Raw genomic sequence first — 14,426 nt, 5'->3', positions numbered from 1 at the left:
CAAGTTTAGTGCTTTAAATTTGCCGCAAAATAGCTTTCAAATTTTGCAATTTTAGGGGCAATCATCACACTGCAATAGCCTTGATTTGGGTTTTCAGTGTAATAATCTTGGTGATAGTGCTCAGCAGGATAAAATTCAGGCGCTGGGCTAACCTCAGTCACTATTTTTTCACTCAACTGATTTTGAAGCTGCGCAATACAATCTTGAGTTTGCTGCTGTTGCTGATGGTCATGATAAAACACCACACTGCGGTACTGAGTACCAATGTCATTGCCTTGGCGATTCAACTGCGTTGGGTCATGCAGGGTAAAAAACATATTAAGCAAAGTATCAAAGCTGACAATATCGGCATCAAATTGCAGTTGGACTACCTCAGCATGACCACTGTCTCCCCGACATATCATTTGATAGGTGGGATTATCTGTGTGGCCACCTGCGTAACCTGACTGCACTGACTCAACACCATTGACGCGGCGAAATGCCGCATCAATACACCAAAAACAACCACCACCAAAAGTTGCGGTTTGTAAAGTTGCCATTATACCTCCTGCTCAGGATGTTGTTGCGACTGCTCCTCAAGACGTTTTGTCGTCTCTTCTGGAGATTGCGTCTGCTTAGCTAGTAAAGTATAGGCGGTTGGGATAACAAACAAGGTTAAAATGGTGGCAACACTGACACCGGCAAAAATCACGACACCGATCACCATGCGGCTTTCGAACCCAGGGCCTGTTGCAAACACAAGCGGGATAGAGCTCATCACGGTTGTTAGCGAGGTCATGATAATAGGTCGTAATCGCTGCGCAGCAGCGTCAACAATGGCTTGTTCGAAGGCAATGCCTTTGTCACGCAATTGGTTAGCAAATTCCACGATTAAGATACCGTTTTTGGCGCTAAGGCCAATCAACATGACAATACCAATTTGGCTATAAATGTTGAGCGTGCTGTCGGTGATAAATAATCCATACATCGCACCGACTAAGCCCAGCGGTACGGTGAGCATGATAACCAGTGGATGGACAAAGCTTTCAAACTGTGCGGCTAATACCAAGAAAGTAACGGTGAGCGCCAGAATAAACACATAGGTCATCGCTGATGCACCTTCATAAAACAGCTGTGACTCGCCTTTGTAGTCGATGGCGCCGTCGATATCATTCTCTTCGGCGGCAACTTTATTTAAAAAGTCGAGTGCTTGCTCCAGTGTGTAGTCGCCAGCGAGGTTTGCCGTGATAGTGATTGCGCGCATACGGTTGTAGCGGTTTAATCGAGAAGCTGTGGCTTCTTCTTTTATGGTGATCAAACTGTCTAATGGCACGAGCTCATCGCTACGAGATTTCACATAAATATCAGAAATATTATCTGGGGCAGAGAAGTCGGCTTTGGTGCCTTTTAAGATCACATCGTATTCTTCACCGCGGTCAATAAAGGTGGTAACACGACGTTGTCCCAACATGGTTTCTAGCGTTTGGCCTATGGCACTTACCGACACGCCTAAGTCTGCAGCTTTGGTTTTATCAATGCTTATCAAAAACTGTGGGAAGGTTTCTTTGTAATCGTGATCGAGACGAACCAGTCCTTTATTTTCTCTTGCGCGTTCTAGAATGCGATCACGCCATGCGGCCAATTCGTCATAGTCGTTGCCTTGTAGTACAAACTCAATGGGGCGTGAGTTACCGCCGCCGCCAATACCACGGCGCATAATAGCAAAGGCGCGAATATCTGTAACGTCTTGCATTTTACCGCTGATCTCATCCATGACTTCCCAAGTAGAGCGTTTTCGCTCATCCCAGTCTGGCATGCCGATAATAGCAACACCGCCTTGACCACCCCAACCAGGCACCCGAATAAGCACGCGGCTAAGCTCCTCTGAGTCTACATAAGGAAGTAGGCGCTCTTCAATTTTTGCCATATTTTGCGAGTTGTTTTCGTAGCTTGCCCCTTCTGGGCCATTCATCATCACGAAGAAAGTACCACGGTCTTCTTTTGGTGTCAGTTCAGATGGGATCTGTTTAAACAGGCTATAGCTGGTAAAACCCGCCAGTGCCAACATCACAATCAGGCTGTATTTGCGCGATAAGTTGTCTTGTAAAACACGGCGATATCCTTGTTCTAGTCGAGTAAATTGACGGTCCATCCACTGACTAAAGCGGTTTTCTTTATTACTAGGCTTTAATACTTTGGAGCAAAGGGCAGGAGACAAGGTCAACGCGGTAATACTAGAAAACAGTACCGCTGCACTTACTGCAAAGGCAAACTCGGTAAATAGGGCACCAATACGACCATCCATAAAGACTAAGGGTATAAACACGGCAACTAAAACCAGGGTTGTCGCAATGATGGCAAAGCCTACTTCACGCGCGCCACGGTATGCCGCCAGTAACTTGGGTTCACCAAGCTCGATGCGGCGATAGATATTTTCTAGCATTACAATGGCGTCATCGACCACAAGGCCGATGGCAAGCACGAGCGCAAGCAGCGTCAGCAAGTTGATAGAATACCCCATGGCCAGTAAGAACATAAAGGTTGCAACTAAGGCTACCGGCACGGTAACAGCAGGGATCAGCGTGGCGCGAATATTGCCAAGGAAGATGTAGATAACGAGTACCACCAACGCCATGGCAATCGCAAGTGTGCTGTATACTTCAGCAATGGACTCACGGATAAAAATAGAAGAATCGTAGCTGTCTTCTATGGTGGTGCCTTGAGGCAGGTTGCGTTTTATTTTTTCAAGCTCTTTACGGGCGTTGTCGACCACTTCTAGCGTATTGGCTTTGGCTTGCTTTACAACGCCAAGGCCTATCATATTTTTACCATTACCACGGAAGGTACTTTCGTCGTCAGCGGCTTCAAGTACCACCTGCGCGACTTCACCAAGTCGCACCAAATAGCCTTGTTCGCCACGCTTAATCACTAGGTTGTCAAAGTCTTCTTGAGTCTTATAGCTTCTGGCAATACGAACAGAGAAATCACGGTCTACGGATTCTATTTCGCCAGCGGGTAATTCTACGTTTTCTCTGCGTAGCACTTGTTCAATATCACTGCTTGTGACTCCACGAGCGGCCATCGCCTTTCGGTCTAGCCAAATCTTCATGGCGTATTGACGTTCACCGCCAATACGTACATTCGATACGCCATCAACAACCGCCAGACGGTCAACGATAAAGCGCTGGGCGTAGTCTGAAAGCTGCAAGGTATCCATGGTTTCGCTGTTGAGTACAAACCAAGCGATAGGGCTTTCGTCGCTGTTTGATTTCGATACTTCAGGCGGCCTAACTTGCTCTGGCAACCTATCCAGCGCTCGAGAAACGCGCTCACGCACATCATTTGCAGCAGCGTCGATGTCGCGATCGATATTAAATTCGATAGTGATATTGGAACTACCATTGCGGCTACTGGAATTTATGCTTTTGATCCCTTCGATCCCCGAAATCCGGTTTTCTAATACTTGGGTGATCTTGGTTTCTACTACTTCCGCTGATGCGCCTGTGTAGTTAGTGCTTACACTGACTATTGGGGTTTCAATATCAGGATATTCGCGCAGCGGTAGCATAGTAAATGCCACTAAGCCAAAGGTCAGCAGCAGTAAGTTAATAACGATCGCGAAGATCGGGCGCTTTACCGCCGTATCAGTGATTCTCACGTCGCCTTACCCCTTTATTTCAACTTTTGAGCCTGAGCGGATCTTCAGGGTGCCTTCCGTGATCACCTGTTGTCCCTCTGTAAGCCCCTCATCGATAGCTACCCAGCCGCTAAAGCGAGTTTGCAGGTGCACTTCACGTTGTTGCGCTTTACCTTGGTCGTCAATGACAAATACAAAATGCTTATCTTGTCTTGGTATGATGCTTTTTTCTGGCACCACAAGGGCTTGTAATCGAGCCAGTTCCAATCCCATGTGTAGTAGCATACCTGGGCGGAGTTTATGGTCTAGATTGGTGAAACTTGCTGTCACTCGTACCGAGCGCGTTTGTTCATTAATACGCGGGTCAATATGGGAGACCTTACCGGTAAATAGTTGCTCTGGGTAAGCTTCACTTTGTGCATTCACTTGCATACCAAGCTGCAGTTGCGCTAGGTATTTTTCTGGTACCTGAAAATCCACTTTGATGATGCTAATGTCATCGAGTGTGGTGATCACAGTATTGTTGTTTACGAAGCTACCGATAGAGATATTTCGAGTACCCAATAATCCATCGAATGGCGCATAAATGGTCATCTCGGCGAGTTTTGTTTTGGTGGCTTCCAATTGTGCCGTTAAGGTGTCAACCTTTGCTGATTGTGCTTCTAATTGAGAGCGAGCCGCCGATTGGGTTTTTGCGAGGTCTTTAAGGCGGTTTAGTTGTCTAATTTCTTCCTTTAGCGTCACTTTCAGCGCTTCGATATCGAGCTTCTCTTCGGCATCACGCAACTGGACTAGCTTGTCACCTTTTTTTACTACGTCTCCGTCATCGAAAAAGAGGGCTGCCACATAGTCGCTTTGGGCGCTACTCACGTTGATTGCTTGATTTGCTCTGGCGGAACCAATAGAGTGAACAGCAATAATACGCTCCTCTTTAGTTACGGTATGAGCTTGAACGGAGGTTACGGGTGCTGAGTTGCCACTCATTTTGCCTTCCGAGGCTGGTAAATATAAATAGCCGCTGATGACGACTAGCACTACAATGATAAAAGGAAACAGTGCTTTTCCTGATTGATGACGCATAAAAGTGACCCAGATTATAATTTGTCTCTAGTTTACAAAATTAAAGGCTAACAAAGTCGACGGCATATCCTGTAAATTTGTGCATTAAACGAAAATGTAATTCAATTTAAGTGTTTGTACCTAAATTAAATATTATGAAACGCAGTCATTCATGTAAACGATGCATCACAATACGTAAATTAGTCGCATGGGCGATCATCATGTATATCTTTTATGCTTGGTATACCCATGCTTGAAGCAAAACTACGTGCAACCGCTGACCGCAATGGCGTTGAATTTATGCTGGTTGGTGCAATTGGTTTGGTTGTTATCATGCTTTTTGTCAACTTGCGTGGTACAGCTATTACTATTGTAGAAATATTTCTTGCCAGTGCCATGTTAGTGGCTATTTTTGTTGGCTTTCTTAAAAGTCAGCAACCATATTTTAGTTTATACTTTACAGAACAAGAGTTTAGGTATGTGCATAAATATGGAGCTTGGCCGCTATCCATTGTAAACTTCCACTCCAGCGGCATTCCCAAAGTTCAACAAGGTGTTGAAACACTTGAGTTAAATGCAGTTGGTATTAAACTTAATGATATTGATGCGTTTTTATTAAATTTAACACCTCGACTTGCGGGTAAATTATTGATCGAGCAGCGGCATATTTTTTTACAAGCTGTTAAAATGCATTGCGAAAATGGCAACTGCCCATCTGAATGGTTGATAGAAGAAACCGTTTTTCGCTCCAAGGCGGGAAAAGAATATACTGGTTTAATGGCAATGTTTGCAAACCGGATGGATAATTTAAAGACAGTGACGGGATATGATTTATTGATCCCCGCGACTGCCTTAGACAGGGATATTTGGCAATTTTCAGTCATGTTAAACCGCTGGAAACTTAACCCTAAAGAGGTGGTAAAAGCATTGTTAGAAGAACAAACCACCTACTGAAGATGTAACAGGATACACCAATATGAGCTTAGAAACGGCCTATATTAAAAGTGGGCGTAATACCATTATTCACAAAGAGAAGAAGTTAGATCTTGTGATTGTAAATGGTGAAGCACACCCAAAAATCAAGGTGACTGCAAACGGCTTGGTGCCTTTTAAGGAAGAGCTGCCGAGAAATCGAAGAGAGGCTAAAGAGCGTTATTTAGAAGTCGTCCACGTTTCGAGTATTGATGTGTTTGGTGAAGTGAAGCGGTTGTTGTTTATTCAGGCTTTAGATGGTCGAGAATACAAAGTAGATTATAGTAAAGTTGGCACTAAGTTGTTTGTGCGGATACATCAAGAAAGTTATCTATAATTCAAAAGGAATAATATGAATGCATTCAAGGGAAGTTGGGTTGTACTTGCACTAATATTAACGGGTTGTGGTGGAGGCTCTGGGAGTGATGAACCGAGTCAAGTCAGTGCGTCGGTTAATGCGGGTGCTGATATCCAAGTGACCGAAAAAACAGAAGTCACCTTGAATGCTCAAGCATCACCTGCTGGCGGCACCTTTAACTGGCAGGTTATCTCTGGTGCAAACGTCAGTGAATTTCCAATTACGGAGCAACAAGCCGCTTTTGTTGCACCGGATATCAAAGCCGATGTCAATTTACTTATTCAGGTTGACTATGTTGCGCCTGATGGCAGTCTTGCAAGCGACCAAGTGACGGTTGCTATCAAATCTAACAACCAATTACCTATACCAAGTATCAGCCAAACTGCACCGGAAACACTACCAGCCAAATATAAAGATACTATTGTCCTCAGTGGCGCAGGCTCCTCCGATCCAGACGAAAATGGCCAAGTGGTTGCTTATCAATGGCAACAAGTGAGTGGTCCCACAACAATACAGCCAATTGGTTTGAATACAGCTACTTTATCTTTTGTCCACCCATTATTGGCTACCTCTCAGGCGTCAATCTGGCAGTTGACGGTTACCGATGATGAAGGCGGACAAGCCAGTACCCAGTTTACCCTCGGGCTACTTGAGAATTCGGATGTAGTAGTGGCGGATGCTGGGAGCGACCAGCAAGTGCAAGAGTTTGATGAGGTCACGCTTGATGGTTCAAACAGTGATACGGTATCTGGTCAGAAACAGTGTGTATGGCGGCAAGTGACGTCTGGCACTCAGGTAGCATTAAGTTCTGTTACCGGGTGTTCAACAACTTTTAACGCACCAGATCAAAATATTTTGTCGCAAGTGGAATTTGAGCTGACCGTTACTGACTCACAAAACCGTTCAGCTACCGACACCGTGCGCATTGATATAGAGAAAAAGCCATTAGGTAAACTAAACGACAGTGGCCAAACCGCGTGTTTTAACAATACGGATGTGATCACCTGTAGTATGACGCAGTTTACGGCTCAAGATGCACAGCGTGGGCGTGATAATTTTGCCACTCAGGTGGCGAAAGAAGGCAGTGGTCAAGCAGGTTTTGACTTTACCAAACTAAATCGCTTTGCGGATGAACTGCCTGATGACGCTACCGACTTTGCTTGCGTTCGTGATAACGTCACGGGACTTATTTGGGAAGTAAAAGAAGCGAGTTCGGGTACATTACCAAACACTTCTTCTCGCAACGCACAAAATAGTTATACCTGGTATGTTGAGGTAGATGGAGCGATTGCCGAGGGGAGTGTGCAGGCCGCAGCAAATACAACCTGCCCGCAGGATAGTCACTGTGGTATTCAAGCTTTGATTGATGAAGTAAATAACCCTGCCGTTGGAGAGCAAAGTTACTGTGGTGGTAACAATTGGCGCTTACCAACTTATATGGAACTACTTGGACTACTAGATTACGGCAGTGCAGGTGCTGCGGTGATAGATGAAGCGCTTTTCCCTAACTTACCTAGCACAACAACACTTGGTCATCGCTATTACTGGACCTTGCAGTCGAGTTTAGATGGTACCGGTGGCACGCTGAGAAGGGCTTATGTTATCGACATGGATACGGGCAATGATTTTGCAGTAGAAAAGTCTAGCAGCGCATTTGTTAGGTTGGTTAGGAATCCTTAGGGAGCGTGGTATGAAAATTATTACAACTATACTATTTACTCTGTCATTCACGGCTGTTTGCCAAGCGCAAACTTGCGTTGGTACTGGCTCCAATACCAGCCGTTATACGATAAATAGCAACGGTACAGTGCTGGATAGCCAAACGGGATTAATGTGGCAGCGCTGCAACTTTGGGCAAAGTTACAACGCGACTTCTCAAAGCTGTGAAGACAATGCTCAGCAACTTACTTGGCAGCAGGCATTGGTGGTTGCCAACGAAGACCAATTTGCAGGGTTTACAGACTGGCAAGTACCTAACGTTAAAGAGCTTGCCAGTATTGTGTATCACGAGTGTGTGACTCCAGCGATAAACATAACGGTATTTCCAACGACCAAAAGTAATAATTACTGGTCTGCGACGACCCAGACTAGTCAACCTCAGTTTGCTTGGGTGTATCAGTTTGCTGATGGTAAAAATAATCCAACTATTAAAACTGCGGATGCCTTTGTCAGGTTAGTGAGATACTATCAATAGCCCTTAGTTAGTGGTATTGCTACTGCCTTTAATGCTGACGGGTATGGATCTCTAATATTGCCAGTAAGACATAGCTTGTTACTTTCATCCGTCTAAAATGGCTTTGGGATTGTTTGATCTTTTGGTACTCTCCTGAAGCACCCCTTTCCCGTCTTACGTTCTGCACACAGGAGGCCATATGAATCGATTACTCAGCGCGATAGCCTTGTCTTGTGCCGTATTGGCGTCTTCCGTACATGCAAAAAATAAGTGCGATGTTGAACTTGGGCATGGTCTTATCATAACCGACAACGAAATTCGTATCGTTGATGATGGTCAGACTCGAATCCAAATCAACAATGATAGTCAGCTCTTTATTCTAGGTCGCTGGATTGAGTTAGATCCGGAAGGGGAGAGAGTTGTGCGCGAGTACTCTTTAGGAATACGGGATACCGTTCCTGAGCTGGTAAATCTGGCAACCGATGGCGTCAACCTCGGATTGAGTGCGATTGAGCAGGTGGTTGAGGGAATGTCCGACAAAGAGCCCGAAGTGCTCAAAACGCAGTTGCAATACGTTGAACGTGCGCTGATGGATAAGTTTAAGCGTGGAGATGATTTCTTTTTTATCGCACCACAGTCACTTTCTAAAATTGATGATTTTTTTACTAAAGAGATCAGCCAAAAAATTCACTCTGCTGTTCATGGTTCGTTGGGCTCTATTTTAGTCTCTTTGGGGGATGCATTTAAATCTCGCGAAGGGAATATCGAAGATCGCATTAACGATATGGGACAACGCATGGAGATTATTTCGAAAGAGATAGATAAATCGCTGCAGAAAAAAGCCCATCAATTAGAAGAAAAAGCAGAAGAATATTGCGAGTGCTTAAACACCTTAGATCAAACGGAAGAAAAACTACAGCGCATAGTACCTGAGCTAGTTGCTTACGATCTCGTCCAGATCCGCTCATAATCCATAGCAACTTTTGGCATTGTCTCGGCTGAGTTTATGCCAAGTTGACGATATGCCTATCACGTCTAAATAATCCTGCCATATTTGCCAATAGCTTTTTTGCATAAGAGAAACCGGATAATTCGAACCTAGCATTAGGCTCTCTTCTCCCGCATGTGTGATTAAGTGAGTAAGCCACTCAGAGAGTGGGAGTGGGTTTGCTAACATTTCGTGGCCAGAGCACTTGATCATGACATTATTAAGCGCTCCAATGCGCCTTAATATATCTGTACAAGGGCTGTTAGCGTCAATAAACCCTGCATGGTTAAATACGATTTTAAGGTCAGCTTTTTGTTCTGCAAGTTGTAATAAAAGGTCGACTTTTTCGCTTTGTTTAAATTCTAATTGCGCCTCAAAATGTAGTCCGTGCTCGGCAAGACTGGTGAGATTTTTGAGCACGAAAGGCGCGGATAAACGTTGGCTATCACTGCCTTCGGTGATGTCTCTTATCGCCACGAGATGAGGATGTGCTAACTGTGCTATGGCTGCACTAAATTGCTCAGGCGTTGCGTTAATAGGGGCGTAACCGACGGCTTTAAAAGGAAAGCTGCTTAGTTCCTGATTTAACCAATGTAATTCGTTGATGGGATTGTGATTATCAAAACCGGCTTCCACATGCACCAAGGCTTCGAGTGTAAACTGTGCATGTTGGGGAAGACTAGTAAGGGTATGATTCTGCCTTATTTTTTCCAGATTAGGCCAAGCGGGCGGGTCGTGTTTGAGCCAAGAATATTGTCCTAACGCTAAATCGAAAAAGTGTAGGTGGCTATCAATAACTCTCAGACTCATCACGCATTCCTTTTTTACTGTGCAGTATAACCGCCATCAATGCTTTGTAGGCTACCTGTGATAAAGCTCGCATCCTCATTTAGCAAGAAAGCAACCAGCGCTGCAACCTCTTGCGGTTGCCCTAATCTACCCAATGGCTGCAACTGGGCTTCTTCTGCAACAATTTCTGCTTTATCAGCGCCGCTGCGCGCGCAGTAACTATCAATGGCATGATGGAATAACGGAGTTTCAATTGTGCCAGGGCACACTGCATTCGCGCGAATGTTAAATTTGGCGTAATCCAATGCTGTGGTTTTCGCCATCGAAGCAAGTGCACATTTAGAAAGGTTGTAAGCGAAAGAGTTAGGTTTACCAATAATTGCCTGATCCGAAGACATCAATACGATGCTACCGCTACCTTGTGATTTCATGCTTGGTAATACGGCTTGTATGGCAGCGTAAGCGCCTTTCACATTCAATGCAAAAAGGGCGTCAAGTGTGGCTTCGTCGGTATCTTCGATTGTTGCACTCAGATGTTTCCCCGCGTTTGAAACAAGCGCATCTATTTTCCCCGTTTCTGCGACTATATCTGCGATTGTTGCTTTTACATCGGCGACTTTACTGACGTCACAATGGCGAAAAATCCCTTGTTCACTGGGCTGAATATCGAGGTTATAAACGGTGTATTGTTGCGATAGCAGCTTGTTGACAATGGCGGCGCCAATGCCAAAGCTGCCACCGGTAACGATGGCAACTTGGTTCATCATTAGTGTCCGCAGCCGCCAGCAGCGTGTACGTGACCATGTGAAATTTCTTCTGCAGTTGCTTCGCGTACAGAAAGGATCTCAACATCAAACGTTAATGTTTTGCCTGCGAATGGGTGGTTTAAGTCGCAATCCGCATTGAAGCGTCCTACCTTTACTACTTTAACCTGATGACGACCTTGGTTTGAATCGACAATAGCAGTCATGCCTGGCTTCCAAACTTTGCTGTCACCAAGACCTTGAAGGTGCTTAATAGGGATGCGCTGTACTAGACCGTCTTGATATTCGCCATAAGCTTGCTCTGGCGTTAAGGTTACCGTAAAGCTATCGCCACCGGTTTTACCTTCAAGTTCACTTTCAAGACCAGGTAGCATGCCTTCAGTACCGTGCAGGTAGTTTAGTGGCTCGCCTTCTTTGCTTGATTCGATTTGGCTGTCACCTTCGTGAAGTGTGTAGTGAAACTCTACCACTGTGTTCTTTGCAATTTGCATAAGTAAACCTTAAATAAATAGTGTTCGGTGACGCCATTTAGCATCCACCTGTAAAGCGTGTAGTTTACGTGAGTGCGCTTCTTGGACGCAAGTCTATCCCTTTAATTTGGGCTCTCACTTTGCTTTGGCTTGCCATGGCGCAGTATTGATTGGAGCGCTTCAATGCTAGAGATTGAGGAGCTAGCTGGTTGAGTCTTATTGCTTTTTGGTGCAGCAGGAGCTGGTAAAAACACCATTAACACTTTGCCAGGTTTTAATAGACTCTGCGCCGTGAGTGAATTCCAATTTAATAAATCTTTTACCGCGACCTTGTAGTGACGGCTGATAGTCCACAATGACTCGCCTTGTTTTATGGTGTGGTGATGTTCCACTTGAGGTATGGGCTTGGCTTTTATTTCTTTAATATAAGGGCTTACGTCATAGTCGATGAGTAAGTCTAACTGCTCATTACTCTCGGAAACTAATAGCTTTTCGCCAACTCGGATCAAATCAGAGCGCTTATTGTTCAGCGCTTTTAGTGCACTAACACTCATCCCCGCATTTAATGCGATGCGGTAGAGTGTGTCGTTAGCTTTGACAGTGTAGCCTTGGCTGAAGTTTTCCCTGAAAAATGCACTTTCCAATAATGCTTGCTCGGATAATGGCAATAACACTTTGTGTGGACCGTTTGGAGAGCTTCTATGTTTTAAGATCCCTTGATTGAGTGCGTATAGTTGACGCTTTTTGATACCACTGAGTTTAGCCAGTTGATTGACGTCAAATTGCTGTCCAATATCAAGTATCGACGTAGTGGCCTTGTTGGGCAAACTTGGTATCTTAAAACCCTTGGGTGAGGTTTTTAGTAAGTGGCTGAGCGCTAAGAGTTTGGGCACGTAGTCTGCGGTTTCTTTTGGTAATGTTAAGTGCCAAAAGTGGGTCGACTTTCCTGCTTTTTTATTCTTTGCGATGGCTTTTTTGACACGCCCTTCACCTGTGTTGTAGGCCGCAAGCGCGTGTAGCCAGTCGCCATCAAAGCGTTCATGCAAATACAGCAAATAATCAAGCGCGGCGTCAGTCGATGCTAACACATCCTGTCGACCGTCATACCATTCGTCTTTCTTGATGCCGAAATGGTAGGCAGTGGCATCCACTAACTGCCAAACTCCAACAGCATTTTGTTGCGATTTGGCCTTTGGTCTAAAGTCACTTTCGACAAAAGGAAGTAATGCGATTTCAACAGGAAGACCTTTGCGCTCTACCTTTTTTACTACGTGATAAAAGTAGGGGGCGGCGCGCTTATTTACCACATTGAGATAATTAGGCTGTGATAAATACCATTTTATGCGCTTATCAAGCCTTGGGTGAGATGCAGTATTAAAACTGAGCTTTTGGCGTATGTGTTGCCATAAATCATCGTCTCTGAGGGGGGCTTTAACGGTAGTGGCTTTGGGTGGTTTTACCTCAACTATAGCTGGAGGCATGACTGGCTTTTCTACGGGCACTTGTGTGAGAGCCGACAAAATGGCTTGCCTACTCACTTGTGGACTGCTACTGCTTTTACACCCAGAGAGCATGGTTAGTAATATTAACCCGCTTAGCTGTATTAATACTCTGTTCATCCTTTAACTATACCGAGAGGTTAAGTTTTATTCAAAATTTCTTTGCTGCTGAAAGTGTTGCCACTGTAATAACGCGCGTTGCTGCATGTGTTTATTTGGATATAGAATGCTTATCTTTTCAACCACTTGTTGACTATCTTGTAACGCTAATAAAGCCAAAAATTGTGCTGGAGTGCTCAGCATTTCAGGACGATAGGGTTTTCCTGTTGCAGGTAATATCCAATCGAGTGCATAGCGATTAAAGCGAGCAATAGTTTGCTGCCACTGTGTAGTATGCGGTAAATGTGCAAGTGGGATCTGATCCACGCTATAACCTGCTATCAAGCCTTGATATTTTGGCAGATAAACACTGATGTCATGACCGCTAAAGCCCGTGACTTGAGTAAGCTCAACCACTACACCTCCTAGCTCCACGGTTTTAGGCGCGTTATCAATGGCTTTACTTGATGGTGCTTGTGTGGCGAGCTTGGACCACGTTGCAATCCTACTTTTTGCCAGTGCAAGTTTGGTTTGCCACTTCGTTCGTTCACTTGGTTCTAGAGACGCGATACGATTTTCACTAAGCATGACGCTTTGGTTAAAAAGCTCAAGCTGTGCGTGAAAGGCAGTCGTCAATGCGTTGGCTGATGTTGCCGTTGGGCTTAGCCATTGTAAATTTGGATAAGCATGCTTGAGTAGCACTATGCTGGTGTCTTGTTTGATATCGGCATGCAAAGAGATTACGTAACAAAGCGGAACGGTGAGGCGCTTTTCTAATTCGTGGATCAAGGCCTCTGTGGTGACAAGATCGCCATGTGTGGATGCCAACAGTGCACACTGTTTGCCGATAACTAAAGCTTGATTGGGCTGTAAAGCGCTATCTTTTCCTTTGATAAAATAAACCGCGTCATTGACTTTATGGAACTGATTAGCATTGGCGGCAGTACTTTGAAAACTCGCCGCCAATAGAATGAGACCCCAAACTAGAGAGATGCTACATAAGATAGGGTTGCTCCAGTATGTCGGCATTATTCGCCTGCAGGCAGCACTAACTTGTCGATGAGCGTGGAAACGAACTCTGCGTCTTGCTGTTGCTTTGCTTCCAATGCTTGTAAATCATGACAAAGGTGTAAGGCTGCGAGTAGTAACGCATTGTGATCATTGCGAACGGTTGAGCGTTTACGCATTTCTTCTACACGTCGGTCTAAAAGCGCTACGGCGTTATGCAGCGCTTCTTCTTGATCTGGCGCACATGCAAATTGATGTGACTTGCCAAGTAACGTCACTGTTACTTGGTTATTCTGCTCAGACATTAGCTAGCCTGTTGAGTTTGCAACTTATCAAGTAGGCCAGATAAAGATGAACTAAATTCTTTTTGCTTTTCTTCGCTTTCTAGCATTTCAAGCTGTAGGGTTTCATTTTCATCGATGAGTTTTTGATTTTGTTCCTTCAGTGCCGAAACTTCCGATTTTAACTGGTTATTTTGGCTCAAAAGTTGGTCAATCAACTGGTCGAGTTTTTGGAGATCTTGGTTATTCATAAATGCGCTCATATGACTGTGATTTGTCATGCAAATGTAAAACAAAGCGGCTAAGGATGCTAGTGTTTACGCGACTTTCTGCTGATTTTTCTCAACTTT

Annotated in this window: 15 protein-coding genes; 5 read left to right on the top strand and 10 right to left on the bottom strand. The window is 44.8% G+C overall.

Annotated elements, in window-relative coordinates:
* Positions 1-5: 5 nt before the first annotated feature.
* Genes msrA through GSF13_RS22010 form a run of 3 tightly spaced genes read right to left on the bottom strand, consistent with a single transcriptional unit; the run spans position 6 to position 4,696 of the window.
* Positions 6-542, bottom strand: coding sequence for a peptide-methionine (S)-S-oxide reductase MsrA (gene msrA / locus GSF13_RS22020; RefSeq protein WP_029215899.1), 537 nt, complete (start codon positions 540-542; stop codon positions 6-8).
* Positions 539-3,637, bottom strand: a complete 3,099-nt coding sequence (locus GSF13_RS22015; protein ID WP_211867105.1) for an efflux RND transporter permease subunit — start codon at positions 3,635-3,637, stop codon at positions 539-541. The genes msrA and GSF13_RS22015 overlap by 4 nt, the downstream gene beginning before the upstream one ends.
* 6 nt (positions 3,638-3,643) lie before the next feature.
* Complete coding sequence (locus GSF13_RS22010; RefSeq protein WP_010607138.1) at positions 3,644-4,696, bottom strand: efflux RND transporter periplasmic adaptor subunit; 1,053 nt, start codon at positions 4,694-4,696, stop codon at positions 3,644-3,646.
* Between the two features lie 228 nt (positions 4,697-4,924).
* Between GSF13_RS22010 and GSF13_RS22005 the strand changes: the two genes are divergently transcribed.
* The 5 genes from GSF13_RS22005 (at position 4,925) to GSF13_RS21985 (ending at position 9,148) form a co-directional block, all read left to right on the top strand.
* A complete protein-coding gene (locus GSF13_RS22005; protein WP_017218431.1) occupies positions 4,925-5,629 on the top strand; it encodes a DUF2982 domain-containing protein in 705 nt (234 codons plus the stop codon).
* A 22-nt stretch (positions 5,630-5,651) separates the two neighbouring features.
* A complete protein-coding gene (locus tag GSF13_RS22000) occupies positions 5,652-5,984 on the top strand; it encodes a hypothetical protein (protein WP_102057579.1) in 333 nt (110 codons plus the stop codon).
* Between the two features lie 15 nt (positions 5,985-5,999).
* Entirely contained in the window at positions 6,000-7,685 is a 1,686-nt protein-coding gene (locus GSF13_RS21995; protein WP_211867103.1) for a DUF1566 domain-containing protein, read from the top strand.
* Between the two features lie 10 nt (positions 7,686-7,695).
* Positions 7,696-8,199, top strand: a complete 504-nt coding sequence (locus GSF13_RS21990; RefSeq protein WP_010607142.1) for a DUF1566 domain-containing protein — start codon at positions 7,696-7,698, stop codon at positions 8,197-8,199.
* Positions 8,200-8,377: 178 nt separating this feature from the next.
* The gene (locus GSF13_RS21985; RefSeq protein ID WP_174170592.1) at positions 8,378-9,148 is read left to right on the top strand and encodes a YggN family protein; all 771 of its coding nucleotides are present in this window, start codon (positions 8,378-8,380) and stop codon (positions 9,146-9,148) included.
* Here the strand turns inward: GSF13_RS21985 and GSF13_RS21980 are convergent.
* From GSF13_RS21980 to GSF13_RS21950, 7 genes are all read right to left on the bottom strand, one after another.
* Positions 9,143-9,976, bottom strand: a complete 834-nt coding sequence (locus GSF13_RS21980) for an amidohydrolase family protein (protein WP_174170593.1) — start codon at positions 9,974-9,976, stop codon at positions 9,143-9,145. The two genes, GSF13_RS21985 and GSF13_RS21980, sit on opposite strands and share 6 nt — an antisense overlap.
* Before the next feature lie 14 nt (positions 9,977-9,990).
* The gene (locus tag GSF13_RS21975; protein ID WP_211869060.1) at positions 9,991-10,719 is read right to left on the bottom strand and encodes an SDR family oxidoreductase; all 729 of its coding nucleotides are present in this window, start codon (positions 10,717-10,719) and stop codon (positions 9,991-9,993) included.
* A 2-nt stretch (positions 10,720-10,721) separates the two neighbouring features.
* The gene (locus GSF13_RS21970; RefSeq protein ID WP_211867101.1) at positions 10,722-11,210 is read right to left on the bottom strand and encodes a peptidylprolyl isomerase; all 489 of its coding nucleotides are present in this window, start codon (positions 11,208-11,210) and stop codon (positions 10,722-10,724) included.
* A gap of 101 nt (positions 11,211-11,311) precedes the next feature.
* Complete coding sequence (locus tag GSF13_RS21965; RefSeq protein WP_174170636.1) at positions 11,312-12,670, bottom strand: LysM peptidoglycan-binding domain-containing protein; 1,359 nt, start codon at positions 12,668-12,670, stop codon at positions 11,312-11,314.
* Positions 12,671-12,835: 165 nt separating this feature from the next.
* Complete coding sequence (locus GSF13_RS21960) at positions 12,836-13,816, bottom strand: hypothetical protein (protein WP_211867099.1); 981 nt, start codon at positions 13,814-13,816, stop codon at positions 12,836-12,838.
* Positions 13,816-14,100 (bottom strand): cell division protein ZapA, encoded by a 285-nt coding sequence (locus tag GSF13_RS21955; RefSeq protein WP_010607148.1) that lies wholly within the window; start codon positions 14,098-14,100, stop codon positions 13,816-13,818. Before GSF13_RS21955 ends, GSF13_RS21960 begins: the two co-directional genes overlap by 1 nt.
* Positions 14,100-14,327 carry a hypothetical protein gene (locus GSF13_RS21950; RefSeq protein WP_010374211.1) on the bottom strand — a complete coding sequence of 76 codons (228 nt, stop codon included), beginning with the start codon at positions 14,325-14,327 and terminating at the stop codon, positions 14,100-14,102. The genes GSF13_RS21955 and GSF13_RS21950 overlap by 1 nt, the downstream gene beginning before the upstream one ends.
* Positions 14,328-14,426: the final 99 nt, after the last annotated feature.

This window comes from Pseudoalteromonas sp. M8 (assembly GCF_018141365.1).
Classification (GTDB): domain Bacteria; phylum Pseudomonadota; class Gammaproteobacteria; order Enterobacterales; family Alteromonadaceae; genus Pseudoalteromonas.
Note: the sequence above shows the minus strand (reverse complement) of the source record. Positions and strands in the feature narration are given on the sequence as shown.

Coding starts and splice junctions, on each gene's coding strand:
- GSF13_RS22010 (WP_010607138.1), bottom strand. CDS start 4,696: ATGCGTCATCAATCAGGAAAAGCACTGTTTCCTTTTATCATTGTAGTG.
- GSF13_RS22005 (WP_017218431.1), top strand. CDS start 4,925: ATGCTTGAAGCAAAACTACGTGCAACCGCTGACCGCAATGGCGTTGAA.
- GSF13_RS22000 (WP_102057579.1), top strand. CDS start 5,652: ATGAGCTTAGAAACGGCCTATATTAAAAGTGGGCGTAATACCATTATT.
- GSF13_RS21995 (WP_211867103.1), top strand. CDS start 6,000: ATGAATGCATTCAAGGGAAGTTGGGTTGTACTTGCACTAATATTAACG.
- GSF13_RS21990 (WP_010607142.1), top strand. CDS start 7,696: ATGAAAATTATTACAACTATACTATTTACTCTGTCATTCACGGCTGTT.
- GSF13_RS21985 (WP_174170592.1), top strand. CDS start 8,378: ATGAATCGATTACTCAGCGCGATAGCCTTGTCTTGTGCCGTATTGGCG.
- GSF13_RS21980 (WP_174170593.1), bottom strand. CDS start 9,976: ATGAGTCTGAGAGTTATTGATAGCCACCTACACTTTTTCGATTTAGCG.
- GSF13_RS21975 (WP_211869060.1), bottom strand. CDS start 10,719: ATGAACCAAGTTGCCATCGTTACCGGTGGCAGCTTTGGCATTGGCGCC.
- GSF13_RS21970 (WP_211867101.1), bottom strand. CDS start 11,210: ATGCAAATTGCAAAGAACACAGTGGTAGAGTTTCACTACACACTTCAC.
- GSF13_RS21965 (WP_174170636.1), bottom strand. CDS start 12,670: ATGCCTCCAGCTATAGTTGAGGTAAAACCACCCAAAGCCACTACCGTT.
- GSF13_RS21960 (WP_211867099.1), bottom strand. CDS start 13,816: ATGCCGACATACTGGAGCAACCCTATCTTATGTAGCATCTCTCTAGTT.
- GSF13_RS21955 (WP_010607148.1), bottom strand. CDS start 14,100: ATGTCTGAGCAGAATAACCAAGTAACAGTGACGTTACTTGGCAAGTCA.
- GSF13_RS21950 (WP_010374211.1), bottom strand. CDS start 14,327: ATGAATAACCAAGATCTCCAAAAACTCGACCAGTTGATTGACCAACTT.